The sequence below is a fragment of the Brevundimonas sp. NPDC055311 genome, from assembly GCF_053645695.1.
In genome coordinates this window covers 248,712-271,067 of record NZ_JBSHMV010000001.1, presented here as the reverse complement: position 1 = coordinate 271,067, position 22,356 = coordinate 248,712, and the positions used below count along the sequence as shown (strand labels likewise).

Sequence of the window (22,356 nt, the reverse complement as noted above, 5' to 3'; positions counted from 1 at the left end):
TTACAAGATACCTTAAGTTGTGTTCCTCTCAGACGTTCTCGGGAGGGTTGACGATGAACAAGACAGCGCAGCGACGCCGCAAGGCGGCGAGCCCTGATCTGACGGACTATCCGGTTCGCGAATACGTGGCCGCCATGGCTACGGAACTGGCCGGAATGGCCCGCTGGGACGGGGACGAGCGATTGGCCGGACTTCTTGAAAGCGCGGCGGATCTGGCCCGCCGGACGGCCCCCGCCTAGGTCGAGGCCAGACCGCCGGGCAACAGGGTCGCCCGCCCTGCGAGGTGAAGCTCCAGCAGGGCGGCGGCCGTTTCTGCAATTGATAGCCTGGCGGCGCGCGCCAGTTCGTCGCGGCCGATGGGCGTTGGCGACAGCAGGGCCTCGACGCGGTCCAGCACCGCATCGTCGACCTGATCCGGCGATCCCGCGCCGAACGGCGAATCAGCGAGCGGTTCGCGCAGGGTCCGCAAGGACGCGAAGGCCCGCTCGATGTCCTCGATCCCTTCGCACAGGATGGCGCCTTGCCGCAGCAGTTCGTTGGGGCCTTTGGAGCGAGGGTCCAGCGGCGATCCGGGCACGGCGAAGACATCGCGGCCCTGCTCGCCCGCCAGCCGGGCGGTGATCAGGGAGCCGGAACGGATTTCGGCCTCGACCACCACCACGCCGCGCGACAGGCCCGAGATGATGCGGTTGCGGCGCGGGAAGTCGCGCGCCTGCGCTCGCGCGCCGACGGGGCTTTCCGAAACGATGCAGCCGCGCTCGACGATCTGGCGATACAGGTCGGCGTTGTCGGACGGATAGATGTCGTCCACCCCGCCGCCCAGCACCGCGACCGTGCCGGTTTCCAGCGCGCCCAGATGCGCCGCCGCATCGACCCCGCGCGCCAGGCCGGAGACGACGATGTGGCCGCTTTCGCCCAGTTGCTGGGCCAGGCCGCGCGCGATTCTCTGGCCGCCCGCCGAGGCGATGCGCGCGCCGACGATGGCCATGCAGGGCCGCTGCATCAGCGACGGATCTCCCAAGGTCCAAAGCAGGGGCGGTGGCGGATCGACTGCAGCCAGGGCTTCGGGATAGGCGGCCTCGCCCCACAGGATCAGCCGCGCGCCGATGCGGGCGCCGGCCTCCAGTTCGGCCTCGACGGTTTCGGGCGTCGGGATGGAATAGCCGCTGCGCCCCCGGCTGCGGATCAGGTCGGGCAGGGCGTCCAGCGCGCGCTCGGCCGAACCGAACCGCTGCAACAGCTGGGAAAAGGCCACGGGGCCGACGCGGTCGGTCCGGGCGAGCCGGAGGCGGGCGAAACGCTCGGCCTCCGACAGCGCCGTCACGCCTTCTTCGCCCCGATCTTGGGCTCGGCGCCTTTCAGCAGGCGGCCGATGTTTTCATGGTGGCGGATGAAGATCAGCACGGCGGTGAAGACCGCCATGATGAAGATGGGCTGCGGCGCCGGCAGGCCCAGCGCAGGCAGGGGCAGCAGGGCGTAGAACGGCGTCAGCGCCGCCGCCACCAGGGCCGACAGGGAGGAATAGCGCAGGGCGAAGGCCATGATCAGCCAGGTCGCCGCCGCCAGCAGGCCCAGCGGCCAGCACGCGGCCAAGATCAGGCCGAAGAAGGTCGCCACCCCCTTGCCGCCCTTGAAGCCCAGCCAGACGGGGAACAGGTGGCCCAGGAAGGCCGCGCCGCCGGCGATGGCGCCCGCGACGTCGGTTCCCAGCAGATGCCGCGCGATCAGCAGGGCGACCGCGCCCTTGCCCGCGTCTAGGATCAGGGTGGCGATGGCCAGATCCTTGCGCCCGGTGCGCAGGACGTTGGTCGCGCCGATATTGCCCGAGCCGATGTTGCGCACGTCGCCCGCACCCGCCGCGCGGGTCAGGACCACGCCGAACGGAATGGAGCCCAGCAGGTATCCGCCGACAGCCACAAGCCCGAGCGTAAGGAGCGCCGGCCCCGTCAGATCGTGCAAGTGATTCGCTCCCCTTAACGTGCGTCGTGGACGATGCGGCCCGAAACGACGGTGAGCAAGACCTTCCCTTGCAGTCGCCGCCCGTCAAAGGGCGAATTCTTCGACTTGGAGCGCAGCGCGGCGGCGTCGATCACCACCGGCGCCCCGGCGTCGAACAGCACCAGATCGGCGGGCGCGCCTTGCGACAGTTCGCCCGCCTCCAGCCCCAGCAGGGCGGCCGGGCCCTGTGTCATCGGCCGCAGCACGTCCAGCAGGTCGACGCCGTATTCGTGGTGCAGCGTCAGGGCGGCGGGCAGCAGGGTCTCCAGACCCACGGCGCCCGGCTCGGCCTCGGCGAAGGGGCGGCGCTTGTTCTCGGCCGGTTCGGGACAGTGGGCCGAGGTGATGACGTCGATCAGGCCGTCGCGCACCGCCTCGACCAGGGCCTGCCGGTCGCTCTCGGCGCGCAGGGGCGGGTCCAGCCGGTAGAAGGTGCGGTAGTCGCCGATGTCGATTTCGTTGAAGCACAGGTGGTTGATCGAGGCCGAGGCCGCGACCTCCAGCCCCCGCGCACGAGCGCGCGCCAGCGTCTCCAGCGCCCCTTCGGTCGAGATCTGGTCGATCAGGAAGCGCGCCCCGGTCTGTTCGACCAGGGCCAGATCGCGCTCCAGCTGGATGCGCTCGGCGATGGCGGGGGCGCCCGACAGGCCCAGTCGCGTCGCCAGTTCGCCTGAGGTCGCGACCGCGCCCTCCGACAGCCACGGCTCGGTCGGACGGCAGGCGATCAGGGCGTTGAACGAGGCGGCGTAGCTCATCACCCGTTGCAGGGTGCGGGTGTTGCGGATCACCCGGTCGCCGTCGGTGAAGTACAGGGCGCCTGCCTCGTGCATCAGGCCGATCTCGGCCATGCGCTCGCCGTCGCGGGCTTGGGTCGCCGCGCCGGCCGCGCGGACGTGAACCAGATCGAGCGCCGCGCCGCGCCGCTGGATGTGGTCGATGAGGGCCGGGTCGTCGATGGCCGGGTCGGTGTCGGGCTGGACGACGATGGTGGTGACGCCGCCCGCCGCTGCTGACAGGCTGGCCGACTTCAGCGTTTCCTTGGGTTCATTGCCCGGCTCGCCGGTCTTGACCCGAATGTCGATCAGGCCGGGCGCCAAACAGCGGCCCTCGGCGTCGATGATCTGCACGCCCTCCGGGCGTTGCGTCGCCTGTCCGTGGATGACCTCGACGATGCGGCCGTCCTCGATCAGGACCGCGCCGGGGCCGTCATAGTCGCTGGCCGGGTCCAGCAGGCGGGCGTTGATGATAGCGATGGGCTGTTGAGAGGCGGTCATGCGGCGCCTCCCGCGCGGCGGTGGGCGAGGGCGGCCAGAACGGCCATGCGGGCGGCGACGCCCATCTCGACCTGATCCTGGATCAGGGAGACGCTCAGATCGTCGGCCACGTCGGAATCGATCTCCACGCCCCGGTTCATCGGGCCGGGGTGCATGACTTTGGCGTTGGGCGCGGCCCAGGCCAGCTTTTCGCGGTCCAGACCCCAGAAGCGGAAATACTCGCGCGTCGAGGGGATCAGGGCGCCCGCCATCCGCTCAAGCTGAAGGCGCAGCATCATCACCACGTCGCAACCGGCCAGACCCTCCTTCATGTCGTGGAAGACCTCGCAGCCCCAGCGGTCGGCGTCGCCGGGCACCAGCGTCGGCGGTCCGATCAGCCGCACCCGTGCGCCCATCATCTGCAGCAGGGCGACGTTCGAGCGCGCCACGCGGCTGTGGGCGATGTCGCCGCAGATGGCCACGGTCAGTCCGCCCACGTCGCCGAAGGCGCGGCGCAGAGACAGCAGGTCCAGCAAAGCCTGCGTCGGGTGTTCATGCCGCCCGTCGCCGGCGTTGACGACGGCGCAGCCCACCTTCTGCGACAGCAGGTCCACCGCGCCGGAAGAAGCGTGGCGCACCACCAGAATCTCCGGCTTCATGGCGTTCAGCGTCACGGCGGTGTCGATCAGCGTCTCGCCCTTCTTCACCGAGGAAGAGGCGACCGGCATGGTCACCACGTCGGCGCCCAGACGCTTGGCCGCGATCTCGAAGGAGGAGCTGGTCCGCGTCGAGTTCTCGAAGAACAGGTTCACGACCGTCTGGCCGCGCATCAGGTCCACGCCCTTGGCTGACTGCCGGTTGAAGTCGACGAAGGCGTCGGCCAGGTCCAGCAAGGCCAAGGCGGCCGGCGGATGGAGGTCTCCGGCGGCGAGGAAGTGGTCGCGAGGAAACGGCGTCAGCCGTTCCTTGATGAGATCGGTGACAGGCGCAGCGTGGGTCATTGAGACGCCGTAATAGGCGGGACTCAGGCCAGATGGAATAGCAGCAGCGCCGCAGGGATGCCGACGACCGAGAATACCGTCGTCGCCGCGATGATCCCGGCCATCAGCGGCGCGTCGCCGCCCATCTGACGCGCCAGCACATAGGCCGAAGCGGCGCCGGGCGCGGCCCCGCACAGCAGGGCGATTCCCTGCGCCAGTTCATCGCCGCCGTACAGGCGCGCCAGCTGCCACATGGCCAGCGGCGTCACGATCATCTTGACCGCGACCACGACGCTCACCGTGACGCGGGTGCGCGCCAGTTCGCGGAAGCTGAGACCTGCGCCCGCCACGATCAGACCCAGCGGCAGTGCGGCCGATCCCAGCAGTTGCAGCGTCTCGGCCACGCCCGGCGGCCTGGGCGCGCCCGAAAAGTTCAACGCCAGACCCGCCAGACAGGCCAGCAGGATGGGATTGGACATCATCGCCCGGAACAGGGCCTTGGGCGAGGCGCCGCGCTGGTCCGCGCCCCACTTGGCCAGGACGATGACGCTGAGGATGTTGCTGACCGGGATCATGGCGGCGATCACCACGGCGGCCAGGCCCACGCCCTCCGCTCCGAACACCGCCTGCACGACCGGCAGGAAGACGAAGCTGTTCCAGCGGATCATGCCCTGGAAGACGCTGGTGTAGGCCGGGCCGCTGAGGGGCAACAGAGGCTTGGACAGGAGGGTCAGGGTCGAGATGATGATCGACGGTGACGGCGGCGGCGCCCGCCGCGCCCGCGGCCGATCCCGACAGGTCGGCGTTCCAGATCGCCGGGATCAGGAAGCCGGGATAAAGGATATTGATGGCCAGCTTCTCGATCGGCCGCCAGGCGGCGTCAGGCAGATAGTCCGATTTCTTCAGCCCATAGCCGAGCGCCAGAAGCAGGAAGACCGGCAGGACGCCCGAGAGGAGGGCTGTCATCTCAGTCGCGCAGCCGATCCAGCGCGCCTTGCAGGATCCAGGCGGCGGCGGTGCGGTCCACCACATCGGCGCGGCGCTTGCGGGTCAGGTCCAGCTCGTCGATCAGGAACCGCTCGACGGCGGTGGTCGACAGCCGCTCGTCCTGAAAGGCGACGTTGACGGGCCGGAACCGCTCCAGATTGCGGGCGAAGGCGCGGCACGACTGGGCGCGCGGCCCCTCGGTCCCGTCCATGTTCAGCGGCAGGCCGATGATCAGGGCCGAGACGTTGCGGCCGTCCATGATCTTGAACAGGCGTTCGGCGTCCTGGGTGAATTTGGTCTTGCGGATCAGCTCCAGCGGGCTGGCGATGATGCGCCCGGCGTCGGAGGCGGCGACGCCGATGGTGTTCTCGCCCAGATCCAGACCCAGCCACGGGGTGTTGGGCGGGCAGGCGGCGGACAGTTCGGAGAGATCGAATACAGGCACGGGCGGGCGTTAGGCCCTGTGGGCGTGCGTGTCAAAGTGCGGGACCTTTCCACCGCTCATCCCGGCGGACGCCGGGATCCAGTAAGAGCCTCGCGCGCGGCGGGTCTGCGGCTATCGCTCAATGCGCTATTCGTTTGTAGCCAAAGCACTGGATCCCGGCGTCCGCCGGGATGAGCGGGAGCGGGGGAGTGACTCACACGTCGTCGTCCCCGACCGGCCCGCCTTCGTTCTCCATGCTGCGGATCGAGCGCACTTCCTTGCGCGTGAACTTCAGCCGCACGCCCAGACCGCCGTCGGTCTCGTGCAAGAAGACGGCGCCGCCTTCCTCCAGCGCGGCTTGAAGGCGGCTGCGGGCCTCGTCGCCGGGATCGACGTTCTCGCGCTCGAAGTCTGCGAGGACATCGACCGTCAGGCCGGACAGGCGGGCCACATGATCGCGCGGCCATTGCACCAGGGCGCGGGCGGCGCGGACTTGAGGGCCGGTGATCTTCATGGTCGCATCTCCTGTGATCTGCGCTCCATACTTAGGCACCGCCACGGCCTTCGATAGGGGGCGTTTGGCCGCAACGGCCAGGCTCATTTCGCGCCTGCACCCAAATCCTTGTCGAAGCGGCGTCGAGAGGCTAATCCCGACCCCTTAGACTCTCATGCTTTGGAGGGCCGCATGGCCATCGACGCCGCGACGGTGCGCAAGGTTGCGCATCTCGCCCGCATCAAGACCCCCGATGACCGCCTGGAGCCGCTGGCCCAGGAGCTGAACGGCATCCTGAAGTGGATCGAACAGCTGGACGAGGTGGACGTGCAGGGCGTTGAACCGATGACCTCCAACGTGTCCCAGCCGCTGCGCCTGCGCGATGACGTGGTCACGGACGGCGACAAGGTCGCCGACGTCCTGTCCAACGCGCCCAAGTCCGCCGACGGCTTCTTCGTCGTGCCCAAGGTCGTGGAGTAAGTCATGACCGATCTGACCAAGCTGACGCTGGCCGACGCCGTCGACGGCCTGAAGGCCAAGACCTTCTCGTCCGAAGAACTGACCAAGGCCTTCCTGACCAGCATCGAGGCCTCCAACCCGACGCTGAACGCCTATGTCGAGGTGACGGCGGACAAGGCGCTGGAGCAGGCGCGCGCGTCCGACGCCCGTCTGGCCAAGGGCGAGGGCGGGGCGCTGGAAGGCGCGCCGCTGGGCGTCAAGGATCTGTTCTGCACCGAGGGCGTGCAGACGACAGCCGGCTCCAACATGCTGCGCGGCTTCGTCCCGCCGCATGAATCGACCGTCACCGCCAATCTGTGGCGCGACGGGGCGGTCATGCTGGGCAAGCTGAACATGGACGAGTTCGCCATGGGCTCGTCCAACGAGACCTCGGCCTTCGGTCCGGTGAAGAACCCGTGGAAGTCCAAGGGTTCGAACGCCGACTTGACGCCGGGCGGCTCTTCCGGCGGTTCGGCCTCGGCCGTGGCGGCGGACCTGTGCCTGGCCGCCACCGCGTCCGACACCGGCGGCTCGATCCGCCAGCCCGCCGCCTTCACCGGCACCGTGGGCATCAAGCCGACCTATGGTCGCGCCAGCCGCTACGGCATGGTCGCCTTCGCCAGCTCGCTGGACCAGGCCGGGCCGATCGCCAAGACGGTCAAGGATTCGGCCCTGTTGCTGAACTCCATGTGCTCGTTCGACGCCAAGGATTCGACCAGCCTCGATATCCCGACCCCCGACTGGACCCAGTCGGTCGGCCAGTCGGTCAAGGGTCTGCGCATCGGCGTGCCCAAGGAATACGTCCTTGACGGCATGCCCGCCGAGATCCAGAAGCTGTGGGAGCAGGGCGTCGCGTGGCTGAAGGCCGCCGGTTGCGAGATCGTCGAGATCAGCCTGCCGCACACCAAATACGCCCTGCCGACCTACTACATCGTGGCCCCGGCCGAGGCGTCGTCGAACCTGGCGCGCTATGACGGCATGCGCTTCGGCCACCGCGCCGAGCAGTTCACCTCGCTGGACGACCTCTATGCGACCTCGCGCGCCGAGGGCTTCGGCAAGGAGGTTCAGCGTCGCCTGACCATCGGCGCCTATGTGCTGTCAGCGGGCTTCTACGACGCCTACTACGTCAAGGCGCTGAAGGTGCGTCGCCGCATCGCCCAGGACTTCGACAATGTCTGGGGTCAGGTGGACGCCATCCTGACGCCGTCCACCCCGTCGGCCGCCTTCGCCATCGGCGACAAGCAGATCGACCCCCTGACCATGTATCTGAACGACGTCTTCACGGTGACGACCAACCTGGCCGGTCTGCCGGGCATCTCGGTCCCCGCCGGCCTCAGCGCCGAAGGCCTGCCGCTGGGCCTGCAGGTCATCGGCAAGGCCCTGGATGAAGCGACCGTCTTCCAGGTCGCGGGCGCCCTCGAAGACGCGGCGGGCTTCGTCGCCAAGCCGGACCGTTGGTGGTGAGCATGACTGAGAACTCCAAACTGATCCAGGGCCGCACCGGCGCTTGGGAAATCGTCATGGGTCTGGAGATCCACGCCCAGGTCGCCTCGAACGCCAAGCTGTTCTCGGGCGCGGCGGTCGGCTTCGGCGCCGGGCCGAACGAGCAGGTGTCGCTGGTCGACGCAGGCTTCCCCGGTATGCTGCCGACCCTGAACAAATACTGCGTCGAGCAGGCGGTGAAGTCGGGCCTGGGCCTGCGCGCCCAGATCAATCTGAAGAGCCAGTTCGACCGCAAGAACTACTTCTATCCCGACCTGCCGACCGGCTATCAGATCAGCCAGCTGTATCACCCCATCGTGGGCGAGGGCGTGGTCGAGGTGGAGGCCGAGGACGGCAGCTTCTTCAACGTCGGCATCGAGCGCCTGCACCTGGAACAGGACGCGGGCAAGCTGATCCACGACCTGTCGCCGACCGAGAGCTACGTCGATCTGAACCGGGCGGGCACGGCGCTGATGGAGATCGTCTCGCGTCCCGACATCCGCACGCCGGAAGAGGCGGTCGCCTACGTCAAGAAGATCCGGACCATCCTGATCTACCTCGGCACCTGCGACGGCGACATGGAGAAGGGCAACCTGCGCGCCGACGTGAACGTGTCGGTCTGCCGCGCCGGGAACTACGACAAGTTCAAGGAAACGGGCGACTTCAGCTTCCTGGGGACGCGCTGCGAGATCAAGAACGTCAACAGCTTCCGCTTCATTTCTCAGGCGATTCAGTATGAGGCGCGCCGCCAGATCGAGATCCTCGAGGACGGCGGTTCGATCACGCAGGAGACCCGTCTGTTCGACGCGGTGAAGGGCGAGACCCGTTCCATGCGCTCCAAGGAAGAGGCGCAGGACTATCGCTACTTCCCCGACCCCGACCTGCTGCCGCTGGTGCTGGAACAGGCCTGGATCGACGAGATCAAGGCCGGCCTGCCGGAACTGCCGGACGACAAGCGTCGCCGCTTCATGAGCGAGTACGGCCTGTCGCAATACGACGCGGGCGTGCTGATCTCGGAACAGGCCAAGGCCGACTATTTCGAGGCCGCCGCGAAAGGTCGCGACGCCAAGCTGGTGTCCAACTGGGTGACGAACGAGGTCTCCGCCCGGCTGGCTGCGGACAGCAAGGACTTCAGCGACAACCCGCTGCCCGCCGCCCATGTGGCCCAGCTGGTCGAACTGATCGAGACGAACGTCATCTCGTCCAAGATCGCCAAGGAAGTCTTCGACTACGTCTGGAACGGCGAAGGCTCGCCCGCCGAGGTGGTCGAGAAGCACGGCCTGAAGCAGGTCACGGACACCGGCGCCATCGAGAAGGCGGTGGACGAGATCATCGCCGCCAATCCCGACAAGGCCGCCGCCGTCGCCGAGAAGCCCCAGGCCATTGGCTGGTTCGTCGGCCAGGTCATGAAGGCCACAGGCGGCAAGGCCAACCCGGCTGCGGTGAACGACATCCTTAAATCAAAGCTGGGGCTTTAATGCTTGGGGGCTGCGGCCCCCAAACCCCCGGCTGGTCGCTAACGCTCGCGACGCGGTCGCTCGCTGCTTGAGCGACAGGGGACTGCGTCGGGTCGGGTAGGCGAAGTCTTTCTGATCGCAGTCCGTTAAAAAAAGCCCCGGAGATCGCTCTCCGGGGCTTTCTTGTTGCGTCACCAGCGCCAGGCGTCGCGGACGACTTCGATGATGTAGCCGTCGTAGTCGTCGATCAGATAGATCGCATTGTCGACATAGACCCATCGCGTGCCCGGAGGCGGATAGCCCAGGCCGTAGGTGCGCCAGTCGTTCACCTGATAGCGCCAGAAGACGTCCGGCAGGTACTGGCCGACGTAATACTGCCGGTTCCAATAGCTGCGCGGCACGCTGTAGTAGCCGTAGCCGGGGGCGAAATAGAAGCCGATGCGCACGCCGCTCCAGCCCCGGAAGCGTTGGTCATGGCGCCACCAGTCGCTGCGATGGCGGCGATCCCAGTCCCGGCGCCACTGGTCGCGGTTCCAGCGGTTGTGGAATTCGCGATAGTCGCGATCCCGATTTCCGTTCCAGCCGGGGCGGTTCGGCCGATTCGGCCGATTGGCGTCGGGACGGCCGGGGCGGTTCCAATCCGGCCGGTTCGGTCGATTGGCGTCTGGTCGGTTCGGACGGTTCCAGTCGGGGCGGTCCGGTCGGTTGGCGCCGGGACGATCAGGACGATCCGGTCTCGACTGGTCGGGACGGTTGGGCCGGTTCGGGCGGTCGGGTCGTCCCGGCCGATCCGGCTGGTTGGGTCGATTCCAGTCGGGGCGGTTGGGACGTTGCGCTTCCGGACGAGACGGACGATCCGGCCTTGATGAGTCGGGACGCTGACCCGTCGGGCGTTGAGGCCGTTGTCCGTCCGGCCGTGCTTGAGGCCGCGTTTGATCGGGGCGTGATTGCGGGCGAGGCGAATTCTGGCGGGGCGCTTCCTGGCGTTCGCGCGGGCGCACGGCCATGTCGCCGCGTTCACGTTGCGGCGCGGCGCGACGTTCGGCGCGGCGCGGGCTGTCTCCGCGCGTTTGAGCACGGTGCTCGGGCCGGTCCTGGGCCAGGACGGACAGAGGTGCTGCGGCGGGCACGAGGAAGGCGGAGACCGCCGCGAACATGAGAAGGGAACGTTTCATGGTCAAAGTCCTCGCACGCCCAGATTGGGCGGCTTGGGAGGAAAATGCACGAGAGCCCATGAACTGCGGCTGAACGTCGATCACAGAGCATTGTCATGAAAAAAAGCCCCGCAAGATAGGATCTTGCGGGGCGAAAAAGATAGCAGTCGCTGCCTTAATAGACGTTGTTCATCACACTGGCGATCAGGCCGGTCGCGACCGCGATCATCAGGATGTCGTTGCCGGCGTGGACATAGCGATAACCGCGCGGCGCCGGGCGCAGGCCATAGAAGTAGGGGTCGCTGACGTAGTAGTTGCGATAGGCCGACGGCAGGTAGCCGCCCGTGCGCCAGCGATAGCCGTAGTAGCGCGGCTCGACCCGATAATAGCCATGGCCGGGGGCGTACCAGTAGCCGTTCCGGGCGCCGCGATAGTCGCGGAATTCCGGCCGCCCGCGCCACCAGTCGCGATTGTCGCGACTCCAGCGGTCATGGCGGCGTTGGTCCTGGCGCCAGTCGCGACGGTCGTGGCGGCGGTCCTGACGCCATTCGCGTCGGTCCTGACGCAATTCACGCCGGTCATCCCGACGGTCCTGGCGCCATTCGCGGCGATCGTCACGGCGATCCTGACGCCACTCACGGCGATCGTGTCGATCCTGGGCCTGCGCCATCATGGGAGCGGCCGTGGTCGCCAGCGCCAGGGCGATGACGGCGGCCTTGGTGAGGCGGTTCATATTCAACTCCATTCGAAGCGGCGAAACCCTGTCTGAAGCCCAACTTCGGCGTCCGCGAATGAATGGCGCCTGAACCGCGCTTTCAGCTTGCGCATCGCGCCGCGCGCGGGAGGAAGGCGCGTTAACGCTAATTTCAAACCGCCGGTATTTGAATGCGTTTCCGAGGGCGGCGCAGAAGGTGCTGCTCAGGAGGGACCAAGCGATGAACGCCCACGAAACGGCGCACGAACCGACGGACCGCACGGCCTTGCCGTTGCCGACGCCGGACATGGACGGCGATGCCCTGTTCCGGTTGGGCCTGGCCTATTCGGCCGGCCTGGACGGATGCCCCATCGACCGGGTGTCGGCTCACATGATCTTCAACCTGGCGGCCATGAAGGGGTCGCTCGAGGCGAGGGGATACCGCCGCGACCTCAGTCAGGAGATGGAGCACGACGAGATCGCGGAAGCCCAGCGCGCCGCGCGGCGCTGGATCGACGCGGGCTCATCGTCTCTGGCGGCCTGACCTTTGGCGGCCTGAGAAGCCTTTCGGCGTCTGGACCGGGCGGCGGCGGCGGGGTATGCACCCGGCGAGTTCCCTGTCCGAAGGATTCCGTCCATGCTCGCTCGCATCTACCGCCCGGCCAAGACCGCGATGCAGTCCGGCAAGGCCAAGACGCGCGACTGGCGTCTGGAGTTCGAGCCGGCTTCGGCCCGCACGATCGATCCGCTGATGGGCTGGACCAGCTCGACCGACATGAACGGCCAGGTCCGCCTGTCCTTCGACACCAGGGAAGAGGCGATCGAGTACGCCGAACGCCACGGCATCCCCTTCCGCCTGCATGAGCCGAACGAGGCGCCGGTCATCATCAAGGCCTACGCCGACAATTTCGCCACCAACCGCAAGCAGTCCTGGACCCACTGAGTCCGACTGCGGCCCCCCGGCGCCCTTAGCTCAACCGGATAGAGCACCCGCCTTCTAAGCGGACGGTTGCAGGTTCGAGTCCTGCAGGGCGCGCCACGCCTCCAGACCCTTCTCGAGATCGGCGACCAGGTCGGCGGGGTCTTCCAACCCGATATGCAGGCGCAGCAACTGGCCGGGCAGGTCGGGCGCGTGTTCGCGATAGACCAGTTGCGGGGTCTCAAAGGTGATCAGGCTTTCGAAGCCACCCCAGGAATAGCCCATGCCGAACAGGCTGAGCGCGCGCATGAAGGCGTGGGCCGCCGCCGTGTCGCCGCCCTTCATGATCATGCCCATCAAGGAGGCGGCGCCGTCGAAATCGCGCCGCCACAGGTCATGGCCGATCGAGCCGGCCAGGGGCGGATAAAGGACGTCGGCGACCTCTGGCCGCGCCTTCAGCCATCGGGCGATCTCCAGAGCCGAGCGGGCCTGGGCTTCATAGCGCAAGGGCAGGGTGCGGACGCCCCGCAGCGCCAGCCAGGCGTCATCCGGCGACACGTGCCAGCCCATGTCTTCGATGGCGTGGGCGATGGCGCGAACGATCTCGGGCGCGCGTGCGGCGACGCCGCCCATCAGCAGGTCGGAATGGCCGCCGACGTATTTGGTCAGGGCCTGGACGCTGACGTCGACGCCGTGCGCCAGAGGGCGGAAGGCCAGCCCGGCCGCCCAGGTGTTGTCCATGACGGTCAGGACGCCGCGCTCGCGACAGGCGGCGGCCAGCGCGGGAATGTCCGTCATCTCGAAGGTCAGGGAGGCGGGCGCCTCGATCAACACAAGCCGCGTACGGGGCGTCAGGGCCGCCAGGACGGTCTCGATCGAGGCGTCGGCGGGATGGAAGCGCGCGCTGATGCCGCGCGCGGCGAGATGGCGCGTCAGGAACCGGCGCGTCGGGCCGTAGACGGCGTCGGTGGTCAGCACCTCGTCGCCAGGCCGGAGCAGGGCGACCAGGGGCACGGTCACGGCGGCCAGGCCCGAAGGGACCAGGAAGGCGTCGGCGCCGCCCTCCATCTGGGCCAGCAGGATGCGCAGTTCGCGCGCGGCGCTCGTGCCGTCGAGACCATAGACGGGGCCGTCCGAACCATCCTGCATCCGGGCCGGGTCGTCGCTCAGCATGGTCGAGGCGCGTTCGAGCGGTGGATTGACCGGGCGGCGGCCCTGGCCGCGCCGGGTGGCGCTGGCGATCAGCCGAGTTCGGTCGGAAATGGGCGGCATGGCGGCTCCGGCGGGTTGCGGTTCGGCGCCTAGAGGGCTCTAAACTGTTCAGGGGTGCAAGACGGAGCGGCGGAACGGATGCGGAAATGGCGAGGCGGAGCGGCGGCGGCGGGCGTGGCGGCGCTCCTGGCGACAGGAGCCTGTCAGAGGACGGCTGAACCACAGGCGCCCGAGCCGCGCGAACCGTCCCGCCAGGCGCCGGTCGCCGCCGGCGAGGCGGAGCCCAGCCCCACTCTCGCGGCCGTGCGTCAGCGCGGGCGTTTGAACTGCGGCGTGCACGAGGGACTGGTCGGCTTCGCCTATACGGACAACAGAGGCGCCTGGCGGGGTTTCGACGTCGACTTCTGCCGAGCGACGGCGGCGGCTATCTTCGGCGATGCGGACGCCGTGCGCTTCGTGCCGCTGACGACCGAGCAGCGCTTCGACGCCCTGCGGGACGGGCGGGTGGACGTGCTGTGGCGCAACACCTCCTGGACCATGAGCCGGGATACGGGGGCGCAACTCAGCTTCGCCGGGATCAACTATTATGACGGCCAGGGCTTCATGGTGCGGCGCTCGCTCAATCTGAGCAGCGCGGCCGAATTGAACGGCGCGCGCATCTGCGTGCAGTCGGGCTCGACCACCGAACTGAACGTCGAGGACTATTTCCGTCGCCGGGGCATCGAATATCGACCCGTCGTGGTGGCGACCGAGGGCGAGGCGCGGCAGGCCTATGCGCGAGAGGAATGCGACGCCTTCACCGCCGACATCTCGGCCCTGGCGGCGGCCCGCACGACCCTGCCGAACCCGCAGCAGCACGTCATCCTGCCCGACGTCATCTCCAAGGAGCCTCTGGGCCCTGTGGTGCGCAGCGGCGACGATCGCTGGACAGCGGTGATCCGCTGGACGCTCAACGCTCTGATTCTGGCTGAGGAATTGGGCGTGACGCGCGCAAATGTCGCAGACCTGGGCAAGACTTCCGCTGACCCCAGAGTGCGTCGCCTTCTGGGCGACGAAGGTGACTTCGGACCCAGCCTTGATCTATCGAGAACATGGGCGAAAGACGCGGTTTCCGCAGGTGGAAACTACGGTGAGATATTCAGTCGGAATCTGGGCTCTCAGTCGTCGCTTGATCTGGAGCGCGGGCTGAATGCTCAATGGTCATCACGACCTGGCGGGTTGATCTATGGCCTTCCTGTCCGTTAGTCCAAGGGGATGAGGGAATAGGGAAGGGACCGGATGGAGACCACGGCCAAGCGCGGACTGCCGCTTCATGTGTTGATGCTGATCGGATTTCTGGTCGGTCTCACAGGCGGCCTCATCGTCAATCTGACCGTCGGGGGCGACGTCGGTTGGGTGCAGTGGCTAACCTCCAACATCACGGGTCCGGCGGGACAGATCTTTCTGCGCCTGCTGTTCATGCTGGTCCTGCCCCTGCTGTTCTCGGCCCTCGTCATCGGGGTGGCCGAGATGGGCGACCTGAAGGCCCTCGGTCGTGCGGGGTCCAAGAGCCTGGGCTTCACCGTCTTCATTTCGGCCGTGGCCGTGCTGATCGGCATGGTGATGGTCAATGTCTTCCGTCCGGGCGACGGCGTTGATCCGGCCCTGGCGCAACAGCTGCTGGATCAGGGGCGTGCGGGCGCCGCATCCATCGTCGGCAGCGCGCCGACCTCGGTGCAGGCGGGCGACTTCTTCTTGGACCTGATTCCGTCGAACGTCTTCACGGCGGCGGCCGAGAACCAGATCCTGCCGGTAATGGTCTTCGCCCTGTTCTTCGGCGTCGGCCTGGTCATGACCAAGAGCCCGGCCACTGACCGACTGCAACAGACCATCGAGGGTCTGTTCGAGGTGATGATGAAGCTCATCAACCTCGTCATCCGCATCGCGCCCATCGCCATCGCCTGCCTGATGTTCAACCTGGCGGCCCTGTTCGGCTGGGAGCTGCTGATCCGTCTGGGCGCCTTCGTGGCCGTGGCCGTGGGCGCCATGGCGATCCATATGTTCGTGGTCTATCCGCTGGTGATCTGGCTGTTCGGCGGCATGTCGCCGCTGAAGTTCTTCCGCGACATCCGCGAGGCCATGGTGGTGTCCTTCTCCACCGCCTCCTCGAACGCCAGCCTGCCGGTGTCGCTGCGCGTGGCCGAACAGGAACTGGGTCTGCCGCGCAAGATCGCTCGTTTCGTCCTGACCGTCGGCGCCACCGCCAACCAGAACGGCACGGCCCTGTTCGAGGGGGTGACGGTGCTGTTCCTGGCCCAGTTCTTCGGCGTCGACCTGACCCTGGGCCAGCAGGTGATCGTCATGCTGGTGTGCATTCTGGGCGGAGTGGGCACGGCGGGCGTGCCCGCAGGCTCCCTGCCGGTCATCGCCATGATCCTGGCCATGGTGGGGGTGCCGCCGGAGGGGATCGGCCTGATCCTGGGCGTGGATCGCTTCCTGGACATGTGCCGGACGTCGCTGAACGTCACCGGCGACCTGGTCGTCGCGGCGGTGGTGTCGCGCGGGGAAGAGGATGCCGACGAGCCGCCTGCAGCGCCGGCCGCCGCCTAGGAAAAAGGCCGACGCAGGATCGCCTGCGTCGGCCTTGTCCCTGGCGCCCGGTCCCCGGTCAGGACATGGGCGGCGCGGGCGGCGTCGGATCGGGAGGCAGGGGGATGAATTCTTGATCATCCATGTCGGGCAGCTTGATGCGGCCCGCGCGCCAGTCGGCCTTGGCCTGCTCGATGCGCTCCCTGGAGGACGAGACGAAGTTCCACTCGATGAAGCGCTCGCCCACCGGCTCGCCGCCCAGCACCATGACGGTGGTCGGCTGCAGGGCGTGGATCACGGACGGCGCGCCCGAGGAGAGGACCGCCATCTGGCCGTGACCTAGGGGCTTGCCGTCGTCGATCTCGACCAGGCCCTGGACGACATAGACGGCGCTTTCCGAATGATCGGTCGGAGTCTGGAAGCGGGCGCCGGGCTCAAGCTCCAGGTGCAGGTAGTGCAGGGGCGAGAAGGTGCTGACACCGGCCTTCATGCCCATGGTTTCGCCCGCGACCAGGCGTCCCTTCACCCCGCCCTCGACCCAGGTCGGCAGATCGCCGGGGACGACATGCTGGAAGGACGGGTCGATCTCTTCCTGACCATTGGGCAGGGCGACCCACGCCTGGATGCCTTCCAGACGCGCGCCTTCGCGGCGAGCGCGTTCGAAACGCTCCGAGTGGGTCACGCCGCTGCCCGCGGTCATCCAGTTGACCTCGGCCGGCCGGATGTCCTGCTGCACGCCCAGGCTGTCGCGGTGCGTGATCTCGCCCTCGAACAGATAGGTCAGGGTCGAGATGCCGATGTGCGGGTGGGGACGCACGTCGACTGTCTTGGGCAGGCCCGCCGGCATGTCCACGGGCCCCATGTGGTCGAAGAAGGCGAAGGGGCCGACCATGCGGCGCTTGGCGAAAGGCAGGACGCGGCCGACCTCAAAGCCGCCGAGATCCTTGCGGCGCTGGTCGATGACGAGTTCGATCATATTGATTTTCCTGGAGTAAGAAACGCTGCAACGACGCACGGGGGCGATCCGCGCACTATGGCCCGGATCGCCCCAAAGGTCAGTCCTCCTTGTCGTAGGAGAATTGGATTCCGGCCGTGCCGCCGGTTTCGATGAACAGGTTCATGAAGGCGGGGACAGTTTCCGATCGTTTCCAGTCACGCTGCAGCTCGCAGAAGAGCTGAGGCACGGAAATCATCTTTCCGCCGGCCTGTTCGATGCGGCGCAGACCCATTTCGTGGGCGGCGACCGAGGTGCCGCCGACGGCGTCGGCCACGACATAGACCTCATATCCCTCACGCAGGGCGTCCAAAGCGGGGAAGGTCAGGCAGGCCTCGGTCCACAGGGCCGTCATGATCAGCTTCTTGCGGCCGGTCGCCTCGACCGCCTTGCGGAATTCCACGTCTTCCCAGGAGTTGATCGTGGTGCGGTCATAGGTCGGGTAGTCTTTCAGGACCTTACGCAGTTGACCGATCGGCGGCTTGTTCAACCCTGTCTCGACGTTGACGGTCGAGTGGACGATCGGCAGGCCGTAGGCGACGGCGGCCTTGGCTGTGCCGACGATGTTGTTCACCAGCAGTTGGCGGTCCATCGAGGCGATGGAGTTCACCTGGACCGGCTGATAGTCGATGATGACGAAGGCCGAGTTTTCGGGGGTCAGAAGGTGATCCGACTTCGGATCGCGGATCGGTTCGCTGGCCATTGGGTGGTTCCTTTCCGGGGGATGCGCCTGGGGCGAGGCGCGCGCATGACGTCGGCTCCGCCCCGTCGGAGGGGGCGAGGCGAAGCCGACGCGCATGGGTCAGTCGCGTTGCGAGTCGAGCATCTCGTGATCGGTGGCGACCTGCTGAGCCTTGCCGTAGCTTTCGATCAGCAGCTGATAGGGTGGGAAGATCTGGGTATAGACCTCGGCCCATTGGGCGGCGTCTTCACGGCGCCAGGTCTTCTGCAGTTCCGAGGCGACGGCCGCCATGTCCATCGGCACGACGCCGGCCTGGACCACGCGGGCCAGGGTGATTTCCTGGGCCATCTTGGAATAGGTGCCCGAGGCGTCGAGCACCACGAAGACCTTGTAGCCTTCATAGGCGGCGCTGATGGCGGGGAAGGCCATGCAGACGCTGGTGATGGTGCCGGCGATGATCAGGGTCTTGCGGCCCGTGGCCTTCACGGCGGCGACGAAGTCGGGGTTGTCCCAGGCGTTGATCTCGCCCTTGCGCGCCACATACTGGGCGTGGGGGGCGTTGGCGTGGATTTCCGGGATCAGCGGACCGTTCGGGCCCTGCGGCACCGAAGCGGTGGTGATGACCGGCAGCTTGGCCAGGGTGGCCATCGAGGCCAGGGCGGCGGCGTGACGGCGCAGGGTGGTCATCGGCATGTCGGCCACGGTCTGGAACAGGCCGCTCTGATGGTCGATCAGCAGCATGACGGCGTCGTTCGGGTCGATGACCGGGCGTTGACCGTTGAAATTGGCGGGCAGGGCGAAAGCGGACATGAGTCTTTCCTTTCAGGCAGGGGGCCGCGCTCGGACAAATGTCCGTTCGGGGCGGGGGTTGCGGCCCGGTCCGAAGACCGGGCCTTACGTTTCTGTGAGAGGGATCAGGCGGCCGGAATGTCGCCGAAGCGGCCGCTGTTGAAGTCCGTGATGGCGGTGCGAATCTCGTCCTCGCTGTTCATCACGAACGGGCCGTAGCCGACGATGGGCTCGTCGATGGGCTCTCCGGTCAGGATCAGCAGGGTCGTGTCCGCATCGGCGTTCAGGGTCACGCTGTCGCCCTGACGGTCCAGCAGCAGGGCTTCGGCGGCGCCGGCCGGCTGGTCGCCGTTGACGGTGACATGGCCTGACAGAACCACCACCATGGCCGTATGGCCTTCGGGCAGGTCCAGCGTCGTCTCGGCGTCCCGGTTCAACCGCACGTCCCACACATTGATGGGCGTGAAGGTGCTGGCCGGGCCTTTCGAGCCGTCCATCGCGCCGGCGATGATCCGGGCCGTGCCTGCGTCATCCGGCAGGGAAACGGTCGGAATGTCGGCGTTCAGGATCGACTGGTAGCCGGGACGGGTCATCTTATCCTTGGCGGGCAGGTTGACCCACAGCTGAACCATGCGGAACGGGCCGCCGGTGCGTGAGAAGGCCGGGGAGTGGAACTCCTCGTGCAGGATGCCGCCGCCCGCCGTCATCCACTGGACGTCGCCGGGGCCGATGACGCCGCCCTGGCCGGTCGAGTCGCGATGCTCGACCTCGCCGTCATAGACGATGGTCACGGTCTCGAAGCCGCGGTGCGGATGCTGGCCCACGCCGCGCCGCTCGGTCGTCGGCTCGAAGTTGTACGGACCGGCGTAGTCGAGCAGCAGGAAGGGGCTGACCTGCTTGCCCACGGCGTTGTAGGAAAACAGCGAACGGACGGGGAAGCCGTCGCCGACCCAGTGGCCGCGGTCGTTGCCGTAACGGCCCAGAACCTTCTTCATGGTCTAGTCTCCATTCGTTGGATCGGCCGCTGGAAGCAGGGCCGATCGCGTTGAAGACTTTATGGCCCTGGAACGCCGGCCTGTGCAGATTGCGAAATCGCCTCGCTGCGTCCTATCAGTAGGACGATGAGAGACCTCAACGACCTCTATTACTTCGTCCAGGTGGTGGATCACGGCGGCTTCGCGCCCGCCGCGCGAGCGCTGGGCATGCAAAAGTCCAAGCTCAGTCGACGTATCGCCTTTCTGGAGGACCAACTGGGCACGCGCCTGATCCAGCGATCGTCCCGCAAATTCTCGGTTACGGAGGTCGGTCAGGAATATTACCGCCACTGTCTGGCCATGCTGGTCGAGGCCGAGGCGGCCCAGGCCGTGATCGACAATGTCGCGGCCCAGCCGCGCGGCGTCATTCGCGTCGCCTGCGTGCCGGGGCTGCTGACCTATCAGATGGGCGGGCTGATCGCGCGCTTCATGGCCGTCTATCCCGAGGTCGAGGTGCATCTGCACAGCACCAGCCGCCGGGTGGACGTCATCGGCGAGGGTTTCGACCTGGCCATCCGCGTGCGCGAGCCGCCGCTGGAGATGACGGACCTGGTTATGCGCAAGCTGGACGAGAGCGTGCACCGCCTTGTGGCTGCGCCCGATCTGATCACGCGGTTTGCGCCGCCTTCCGGCCCGGCCGACCTGGCGGGCTGGCCCAGCCTGGATTTCGGTCCGGCGCACCGCGACCACGTCTGGTCCCTGCACCATAAGGACGGCATGACCGCCTCGGTTCGCCATTCTCCGCGTCTGGTGACCGACGATCTGCACATGCTGCATGAGGCTGCGGTGCAGGGGCTGGGCGTCGCCCTGTTGCCGACCGTGGCGGTGGTGCGCGATCTGGCTGACGGGCGTCTGGTCGACCTGCTGCCGGATTGGCGGCCGAAGAAGTGGATCGTCCACGCCGTCTTCCCCTCACGACGAGGCCCCCTGCCGTCGGTGCGGATGCTGCTCGATTTCCTGGCCGAGGGCTGTGCGGAACAGCAAGCGCATGGCGAAGCGGCGAGGCGCGCGGCTCAGACCGACGGCTGACGACGTCTTCAGGGAGCCGAAGTCCAGCCCTGGCGTTGCCTAGACGCTAGACCGGGCAAGGCCGCGATGATGTTGATGAAGACGACCGAGGCGCCGTGTTCCGAGGGACTGACCTGGTCCAGCGACGACCAACCGGGTCTGACGCGGCGACGGAGCGGTCGCGGTTTCTGTTATCGTGATCCGCACGGCCGCCTGATCCGCACGAGAGAGGTTCTGGAGCGCATCCGCGCCCTGGCCATCCCGCCCGCCTGGGAAGAAGTCTGGATCTGCGCCGACGCCAGAGGCCATATTCAGGCGACCGGCCGCGATGCGCGAGGCCGCAAGCAATACCGATATCACCCCGATTGGACGGCCCATGCCGCCTCGCACAAGTTCGCGCGCCTTCCGGCTTTCGCGAGTCGCTTGCCGCGCCTGCATGATCGGGTTGAACAGGATCTGTCGCTGCGGGGGCCGCGCAAGGACAAGGTGCTGGCTACCGCAGTGCGTCTGCTGGAGCTCACCCTGATCCGGATAGGCAACGCCGCCTATGCCCGCCAGAACCGCAGTTTCGGTCTGACGACCCTGTGCAAGCGGCACCTGGAGGTCGACGGCTCGGTCCTGACGTTCGAGTTTCGCGGCAAGAGCGGCAAGGAACATCGGGTGAAGGTCAGCGATCGGCGCCTGGCGCGGGTGTTGCGCAGCCTGGAGGGCCTTCCGGGCCAGCATCTGTTCAAATACCGCGACGCCGAGGGGACGCTGTGTGCGATCAGTTCGGACGACGTGAACGCCTATATCCACGAAGCCATGGGCGAGCAGTTCTCCGCCAAGGATTTTCGCACCTGGGCCGCCACTGTCTCGGCTGCGCGAGCCTTTTGCGAGATGGCGCCGCCTGCCTCCCAGGCTGAGGGCCGACGCAACGTCTCGACCTGCATGAAGGCGGTGGCGGGTCTGCTGGGCAATACGCCTACGGTCTGCCGGGCCTCCTATGTCCATCCGCGCGTGATCGAACTGTATGAAGCCGGGACCATTGCGAACCTGCTGCCGGGGCCGGACGCCTGGCGGTTCGACGCCCGATTGGCGAAACTGCTGGATGAGGCCGCCTAGGCCCAGGCCTCCAGAACCTCGTCGCACTCCGCCGTTTCGATCTGCTGGCCGAAACGGTCGTGGTAGAGGTCGAGCAGGGCGTCGTGCGACTGATCCGAGGAGCTGCACAGGGCGTCGGAGACCACCACCACCCTGAACCCAAGGTCCACGGCTCCCAAGACGGTCGCCAGCACGCACATGTCGGTCTCCGCTCCCGTCACCACCAGAGTGTCGACCTGGCCCGTCATGAGGGCCGTCGCCAAGCCGGTGTCGAGCCAGGGCGAATAATGCGCCTTGTCCAGCACCCTGGCGGGCGGGGTGAAGGCCTGAAGCTCGGGCAGCAGCTCGACGCGCTCCTTGCCGAGGTTCTCAAGCGTGATCGACGCCCATCGCTCCCAATAGCGCCGCCAGGTCCCCCGTCCGTCGCCGGGCGAGCGCGCGGGGATGAAGCGGGTGAAACAGGTGCGCTCGGCCTTGTGCTCGCACAGGCGCACGACCACCGGCAGGACGCGGGGCATCCACGGCGTGCGCCACGCCGTGTCCTCGGCGAACAGCCTTTGCATGTCCACGCACAGATGGACCGCGTTGGCCGGGATGCGGCCGAAATAGATGCCGGAAGCCATGCCTGCGCCAAAGCCCAGGGCTGC

At 67.4% G+C, this 22,356-nt stretch carries 25 protein-coding genes and 1 tRNA gene; 11 read left to right on the top strand and 15 right to left on the bottom strand.

The window, feature by feature from the left end; genetic code table 11:
* Positions 1-53: 53 nt before the first annotated feature.
* Entirely contained in the window at positions 54-239 is a 186-nt protein-coding gene (locus ACWIDZ_RS01290; protein WP_291774666.1) for a hypothetical protein, read from the top strand.
* On the opposite strand, the gene dprA is transcribed toward ACWIDZ_RS01290, so the two are convergent.
* The 7 genes from dprA to ACWIDZ_RS01255 form a co-directional block, all read right to left on the bottom strand.
* On the bottom strand, positions 236-1,324 hold the full coding sequence (dprA, locus tag ACWIDZ_RS01285) for a DNA-processing protein DprA (RefSeq protein WP_453988537.1): 1,089 nt from the start codon (positions 1,322-1,324) through the stop codon (positions 236-238). The two genes, ACWIDZ_RS01290 and dprA, sit on opposite strands and share 4 nt — an antisense overlap.
* Positions 1,321-1,959: a glycerol-3-phosphate 1-O-acyltransferase PlsY gene (gene plsY, locus ACWIDZ_RS01280; protein ID WP_452111765.1), complete on the bottom strand. Its 639-nt coding sequence runs from the start codon at positions 1,957-1,959 to the stop codon at positions 1,321-1,323. Before plsY ends, dprA begins: the two co-directional genes overlap by 4 nt.
* Positions 1,960-1,973: 14 nt before the next feature.
* Positions 1,974-3,272, bottom strand: coding sequence for a dihydroorotase (pyrC, locus tag ACWIDZ_RS01275; RefSeq protein ID WP_453988538.1), 1,299 nt, complete (start codon positions 3,270-3,272; stop codon positions 1,974-1,976).
* The gene (locus tag ACWIDZ_RS01270) at positions 3,269-4,252 is read right to left on the bottom strand and encodes an aspartate carbamoyltransferase catalytic subunit (RefSeq protein ID WP_338578533.1); all 984 of its coding nucleotides are present in this window, start codon (positions 4,250-4,252) and stop codon (positions 3,269-3,271) included. The genes pyrC and ACWIDZ_RS01270 overlap by 4 nt, the downstream gene beginning before the upstream one ends.
* A 23-nt stretch (positions 4,253-4,275) precedes the next feature.
* On the bottom strand, positions 4,276-4,941 hold the full coding sequence (locus ACWIDZ_RS01265; protein WP_453988539.1) for an AEC family transporter: 666 nt from the start codon (positions 4,939-4,941) through the stop codon (positions 4,276-4,278).
* A 257-nt stretch (positions 4,942-5,198) separates the two neighbouring features.
* Positions 5,199-5,663, bottom strand: a complete 465-nt coding sequence (gene ruvX, locus ACWIDZ_RS01260; RefSeq protein WP_346486674.1) for a Holliday junction resolvase RuvX — start codon at positions 5,661-5,663, stop codon at positions 5,199-5,201.
* A 193-nt stretch (positions 5,664-5,856) separates the two neighbouring features.
* Positions 5,857-6,156: a helix-turn-helix domain-containing protein gene (locus tag ACWIDZ_RS01255; protein ID WP_291774686.1), complete on the bottom strand. Its 300-nt coding sequence runs from the start codon at positions 6,154-6,156 to the stop codon at positions 5,857-5,859.
* A 171-nt stretch (positions 6,157-6,327) separates the two neighbouring features.
* Here ACWIDZ_RS01255 and gatC point away from each other — a divergent pair, with 171 nt between their 5' ends.
* Genes gatC through gatB form a run of 3 tightly spaced genes read left to right on the top strand, consistent with a single transcriptional unit; the run spans position 6,328 to position 9,593 of the window.
* Positions 6,328-6,615: an Asp-tRNA(Asn)/Glu-tRNA(Gln) amidotransferase subunit GatC gene (gene gatC, locus ACWIDZ_RS01250; protein WP_453988540.1), complete on the top strand. Its 288-nt coding sequence runs from the start codon at positions 6,328-6,330 to the stop codon at positions 6,613-6,615.
* A 3-nt stretch (positions 6,616-6,618) separates the two neighbouring features.
* A complete protein-coding gene (gene gatA, locus ACWIDZ_RS01245; RefSeq protein ID WP_453988541.1) occupies positions 6,619-8,097 on the top strand; it encodes an Asp-tRNA(Asn)/Glu-tRNA(Gln) amidotransferase subunit GatA in 1,479 nt (492 codons plus the stop codon).
* Between the two features lie 2 nt (positions 8,098-8,099).
* Positions 8,100-9,593: an Asp-tRNA(Asn)/Glu-tRNA(Gln) amidotransferase subunit GatB gene (gatB, locus tag ACWIDZ_RS01240; protein WP_453988542.1), complete on the top strand. Its 1,494-nt coding sequence runs from the start codon at positions 8,100-8,102 to the stop codon at positions 9,591-9,593.
* A gap of 170 nt (positions 9,594-9,763) precedes the next feature.
* On the opposite strand, the gene ACWIDZ_RS01235 is transcribed toward gatB, so the two are convergent.
* A complete protein-coding gene (locus tag ACWIDZ_RS01235) occupies positions 9,764-10,747 on the bottom strand; it encodes an RcnB family protein (protein ID WP_453988543.1) in 984 nt (327 codons plus the stop codon).
* Between the two features lie 154 nt (positions 10,748-10,901).
* Positions 10,902-11,459, bottom strand: a complete 558-nt coding sequence (locus tag ACWIDZ_RS01230; protein WP_312218087.1) for an RcnB family protein — start codon at positions 11,457-11,459, stop codon at positions 10,902-10,904.
* Between the two features lie 202 nt (positions 11,460-11,661).
* Here ACWIDZ_RS01230 and ACWIDZ_RS01225 point away from each other — a divergent pair, with 202 nt between their 5' ends.
* The 3 genes from ACWIDZ_RS01225 to ACWIDZ_RS01215 all read left to right on the top strand — a co-directional run bounded on the left by ACWIDZ_RS01225 (position 11,662) and on the right by ACWIDZ_RS01215 (position 12,459).
* Entirely contained in the window at positions 11,662-11,964 is a 303-nt protein-coding gene (locus ACWIDZ_RS01225; protein WP_312218086.1) for a sel1 repeat family protein, read from the top strand.
* Positions 11,965-12,057: 93 nt separating this feature from the next.
* Entirely contained in the window at positions 12,058-12,363 is a 306-nt protein-coding gene (locus ACWIDZ_RS01220) for an ETC complex I subunit (RefSeq protein ID WP_291774706.1), read from the top strand.
* A gap of 19 nt (positions 12,364-12,382) precedes the next feature.
* Positions 12,383-12,459, top strand: a tRNA-Arg gene (locus tag ACWIDZ_RS01215).
* On the opposite strand, the gene metC is transcribed toward ACWIDZ_RS01215, so the two are convergent.
* Positions 12,418-13,611, bottom strand: a complete 1,194-nt coding sequence (gene metC / locus ACWIDZ_RS01210) for a cystathionine beta-lyase (protein WP_453988725.1) — start codon at positions 13,609-13,611, stop codon at positions 12,418-12,420. The genes ACWIDZ_RS01215 and metC overlap by 42 nt on opposite strands.
* Before the next feature lie 78 nt (positions 13,612-13,689).
* On the opposite strand from metC, the gene ACWIDZ_RS01205 reads away from it, so the two are divergent.
* Positions 13,690-14,796: an amino acid ABC transporter substrate-binding protein gene (locus ACWIDZ_RS01205; protein ID WP_453988544.1), complete on the top strand. Its 1,107-nt coding sequence runs from the start codon at positions 13,690-13,692 to the stop codon at positions 14,794-14,796.
* Between the two features lie 33 nt (positions 14,797-14,829).
* A complete protein-coding gene (locus tag ACWIDZ_RS01200; RefSeq protein ID WP_453988545.1) occupies positions 14,830-16,140 on the top strand; it encodes a dicarboxylate/amino acid:cation symporter in 1,311 nt (436 codons plus the stop codon).
* Between the two features lie 58 nt (positions 16,141-16,198).
* Here ACWIDZ_RS01200 and ACWIDZ_RS01195 read toward each other — a convergent pair whose 3' ends face one another.
* From ACWIDZ_RS01195 to ACWIDZ_RS01180, 4 genes are all read right to left on the bottom strand, one after another.
* The gene (locus tag ACWIDZ_RS01195; protein ID WP_291774714.1) at positions 16,199-17,095 is read right to left on the bottom strand and encodes a pirin family protein; all 897 of its coding nucleotides are present in this window, start codon (positions 17,093-17,095) and stop codon (positions 16,199-16,201) included.
* Between the two features lie 79 nt (positions 17,096-17,174).
* Positions 17,175-17,816: a hydrolase gene (locus ACWIDZ_RS01190; RefSeq protein WP_312218081.1), complete on the bottom strand. Its 642-nt coding sequence runs from the start codon at positions 17,814-17,816 to the stop codon at positions 17,175-17,177.
* 99 nt (positions 17,817-17,915) lie between these two features.
* Positions 17,916-18,605: an isochorismatase family protein gene (locus ACWIDZ_RS01185; protein WP_453988547.1), complete on the bottom strand. Its 690-nt coding sequence runs from the start codon at positions 18,603-18,605 to the stop codon at positions 17,916-17,918.
* A 104-nt stretch (positions 18,606-18,709) separates the two neighbouring features.
* The gene (locus tag ACWIDZ_RS01180) at positions 18,710-19,579 is read right to left on the bottom strand and encodes a pirin family protein (RefSeq protein WP_346486683.1); all 870 of its coding nucleotides are present in this window, start codon (positions 19,577-19,579) and stop codon (positions 18,710-18,712) included.
* Between the two features lie 126 nt (positions 19,580-19,705).
* Between ACWIDZ_RS01180 and ACWIDZ_RS01175 the strand changes: the two genes are divergently transcribed.
* Both ACWIDZ_RS01175 and ACWIDZ_RS01170 read left to right on the top strand, forming a co-directional pair.
* The gene (locus ACWIDZ_RS01175; RefSeq protein ID WP_453988548.1) at positions 19,706-20,647 is read left to right on the top strand and encodes a LysR substrate-binding domain-containing protein; all 942 of its coding nucleotides are present in this window, start codon (positions 19,706-19,708) and stop codon (positions 20,645-20,647) included.
* Between the two features lie 69 nt (positions 20,648-20,716).
* The gene (locus ACWIDZ_RS01170) at positions 20,717-21,730 is read left to right on the top strand and encodes a DNA topoisomerase IB (protein WP_454071095.1); all 1,014 of its coding nucleotides are present in this window, start codon (positions 20,717-20,719) and stop codon (positions 21,728-21,730) included.
* Here the strand turns inward: ACWIDZ_RS01170 and ACWIDZ_RS01165 are convergent.
* Positions 21,727-22,332 carry a cysteine hydrolase family protein gene (locus ACWIDZ_RS01165; RefSeq protein ID WP_453988550.1) on the bottom strand — a complete coding sequence of 202 codons (606 nt, stop codon included), beginning with the start codon at positions 22,330-22,332 and terminating at the stop codon, positions 21,727-21,729. The two genes, ACWIDZ_RS01170 and ACWIDZ_RS01165, sit on opposite strands and share 4 nt — an antisense overlap.
* Between the last annotated feature and the right edge of the window lie 24 nt (positions 22,333-22,356).

Excerpts from the sequence above, each read along its gene's own strand:
- ACWIDZ_RS01290 (WP_291774666.1), top strand. The coding sequence starts at position 54 with ATGAACAAGACAGCGCAGCGACGCCGCAAGGCGGCGAGCCCTGATCTG.
- pyrC (WP_453988538.1), bottom strand. The coding sequence starts at position 3,272 with ATGACCGCCTCTCAACAGCCCATCGCTATCATCAACGCCCGCCTGCTG.
- ACWIDZ_RS01270 (WP_338578533.1), bottom strand. The coding sequence starts at position 4,252 with ATGACCCACGCTGCGCCTGTCACCGATCTCATCAAGGAACGGCTGACG.
- ACWIDZ_RS01255 (WP_291774686.1), bottom strand. The coding sequence starts at position 6,156 with ATGAAGATCACCGGCCCTCAAGTCCGCGCCGCCCGCGCCCTGGTGCAA.
- gatC (WP_453988540.1), top strand. The coding sequence starts at position 6,328 with ATGGCCATCGACGCCGCGACGGTGCGCAAGGTTGCGCATCTCGCCCGC.
- gatA (WP_453988541.1), top strand. The coding sequence starts at position 6,619 with ATGACCGATCTGACCAAGCTGACGCTGGCCGACGCCGTCGACGGCCTG.
- gatB (WP_453988542.1), top strand. The coding sequence starts at position 8,100 with ATGACTGAGAACTCCAAACTGATCCAGGGCCGCACCGGCGCTTGGGAA.
- ACWIDZ_RS01235 (WP_453988543.1), bottom strand. The coding sequence starts at position 10,747 with ATGAAACGTTCCCTTCTCATGTTCGCGGCGGTCTCCGCCTTCCTCGTG.
- ACWIDZ_RS01230 (WP_312218087.1), bottom strand. The coding sequence starts at position 11,459 with ATGAACCGCCTCACCAAGGCCGCCGTCATCGCCCTGGCGCTGGCGACC.
- ACWIDZ_RS01225 (WP_312218086.1), top strand. The coding sequence starts at position 11,662 with ATGAACGCCCACGAAACGGCGCACGAACCGACGGACCGCACGGCCTTG.
- ACWIDZ_RS01220 (WP_291774706.1), top strand. The coding sequence starts at position 12,058 with ATGCTCGCTCGCATCTACCGCCCGGCCAAGACCGCGATGCAGTCCGGC.
- metC (WP_453988725.1), bottom strand. The coding sequence starts at position 13,611 with ATGCCGCCCATTTCCGACCGAACTCGGCTGATCGCCAGCGCCACCCGG.
- ACWIDZ_RS01205 (WP_453988544.1), top strand. The coding sequence starts at position 13,690 with ATGCGGAAATGGCGAGGCGGAGCGGCGGCGGCGGGCGTGGCGGCGCTC.
- ACWIDZ_RS01200 (WP_453988545.1), top strand. The coding sequence starts at position 14,830 with ATGGAGACCACGGCCAAGCGCGGACTGCCGCTTCATGTGTTGATGCTG.
- ACWIDZ_RS01195 (WP_291774714.1), bottom strand. The coding sequence starts at position 17,095 with ATGATCGAACTCGTCATCGACCAGCGCCGCAAGGATCTCGGCGGCTTT.
- ACWIDZ_RS01190 (WP_312218081.1), bottom strand. The coding sequence starts at position 17,816 with ATGGCCAGCGAACCGATCCGCGATCCGAAGTCGGATCACCTTCTGACC.
- ACWIDZ_RS01185 (WP_453988547.1), bottom strand. The coding sequence starts at position 18,605 with ATGTCCGCTTTCGCCCTGCCCGCCAATTTCAACGGTCAACGCCCGGTC.
- ACWIDZ_RS01180 (WP_346486683.1), bottom strand. The coding sequence starts at position 19,579 with ATGAAGAAGGTTCTGGGCCGTTACGGCAACGACCGCGGCCACTGGGTC.
- ACWIDZ_RS01175 (WP_453988548.1), top strand. The coding sequence starts at position 19,706 with ATGAGAGACCTCAACGACCTCTATTACTTCGTCCAGGTGGTGGATCAC.
- ACWIDZ_RS01170 (WP_454071095.1), top strand. The coding sequence starts at position 20,717 with ATGTTGATGAAGACGACCGAGGCGCCGTGTTCCGAGGGACTGACCTGG.
- ACWIDZ_RS01165 (WP_453988550.1), bottom strand. The coding sequence starts at position 22,332 with ATGGCTTCCGGCATCTATTTCGGCCGCATCCCGGCCAACGCGGTCCAT.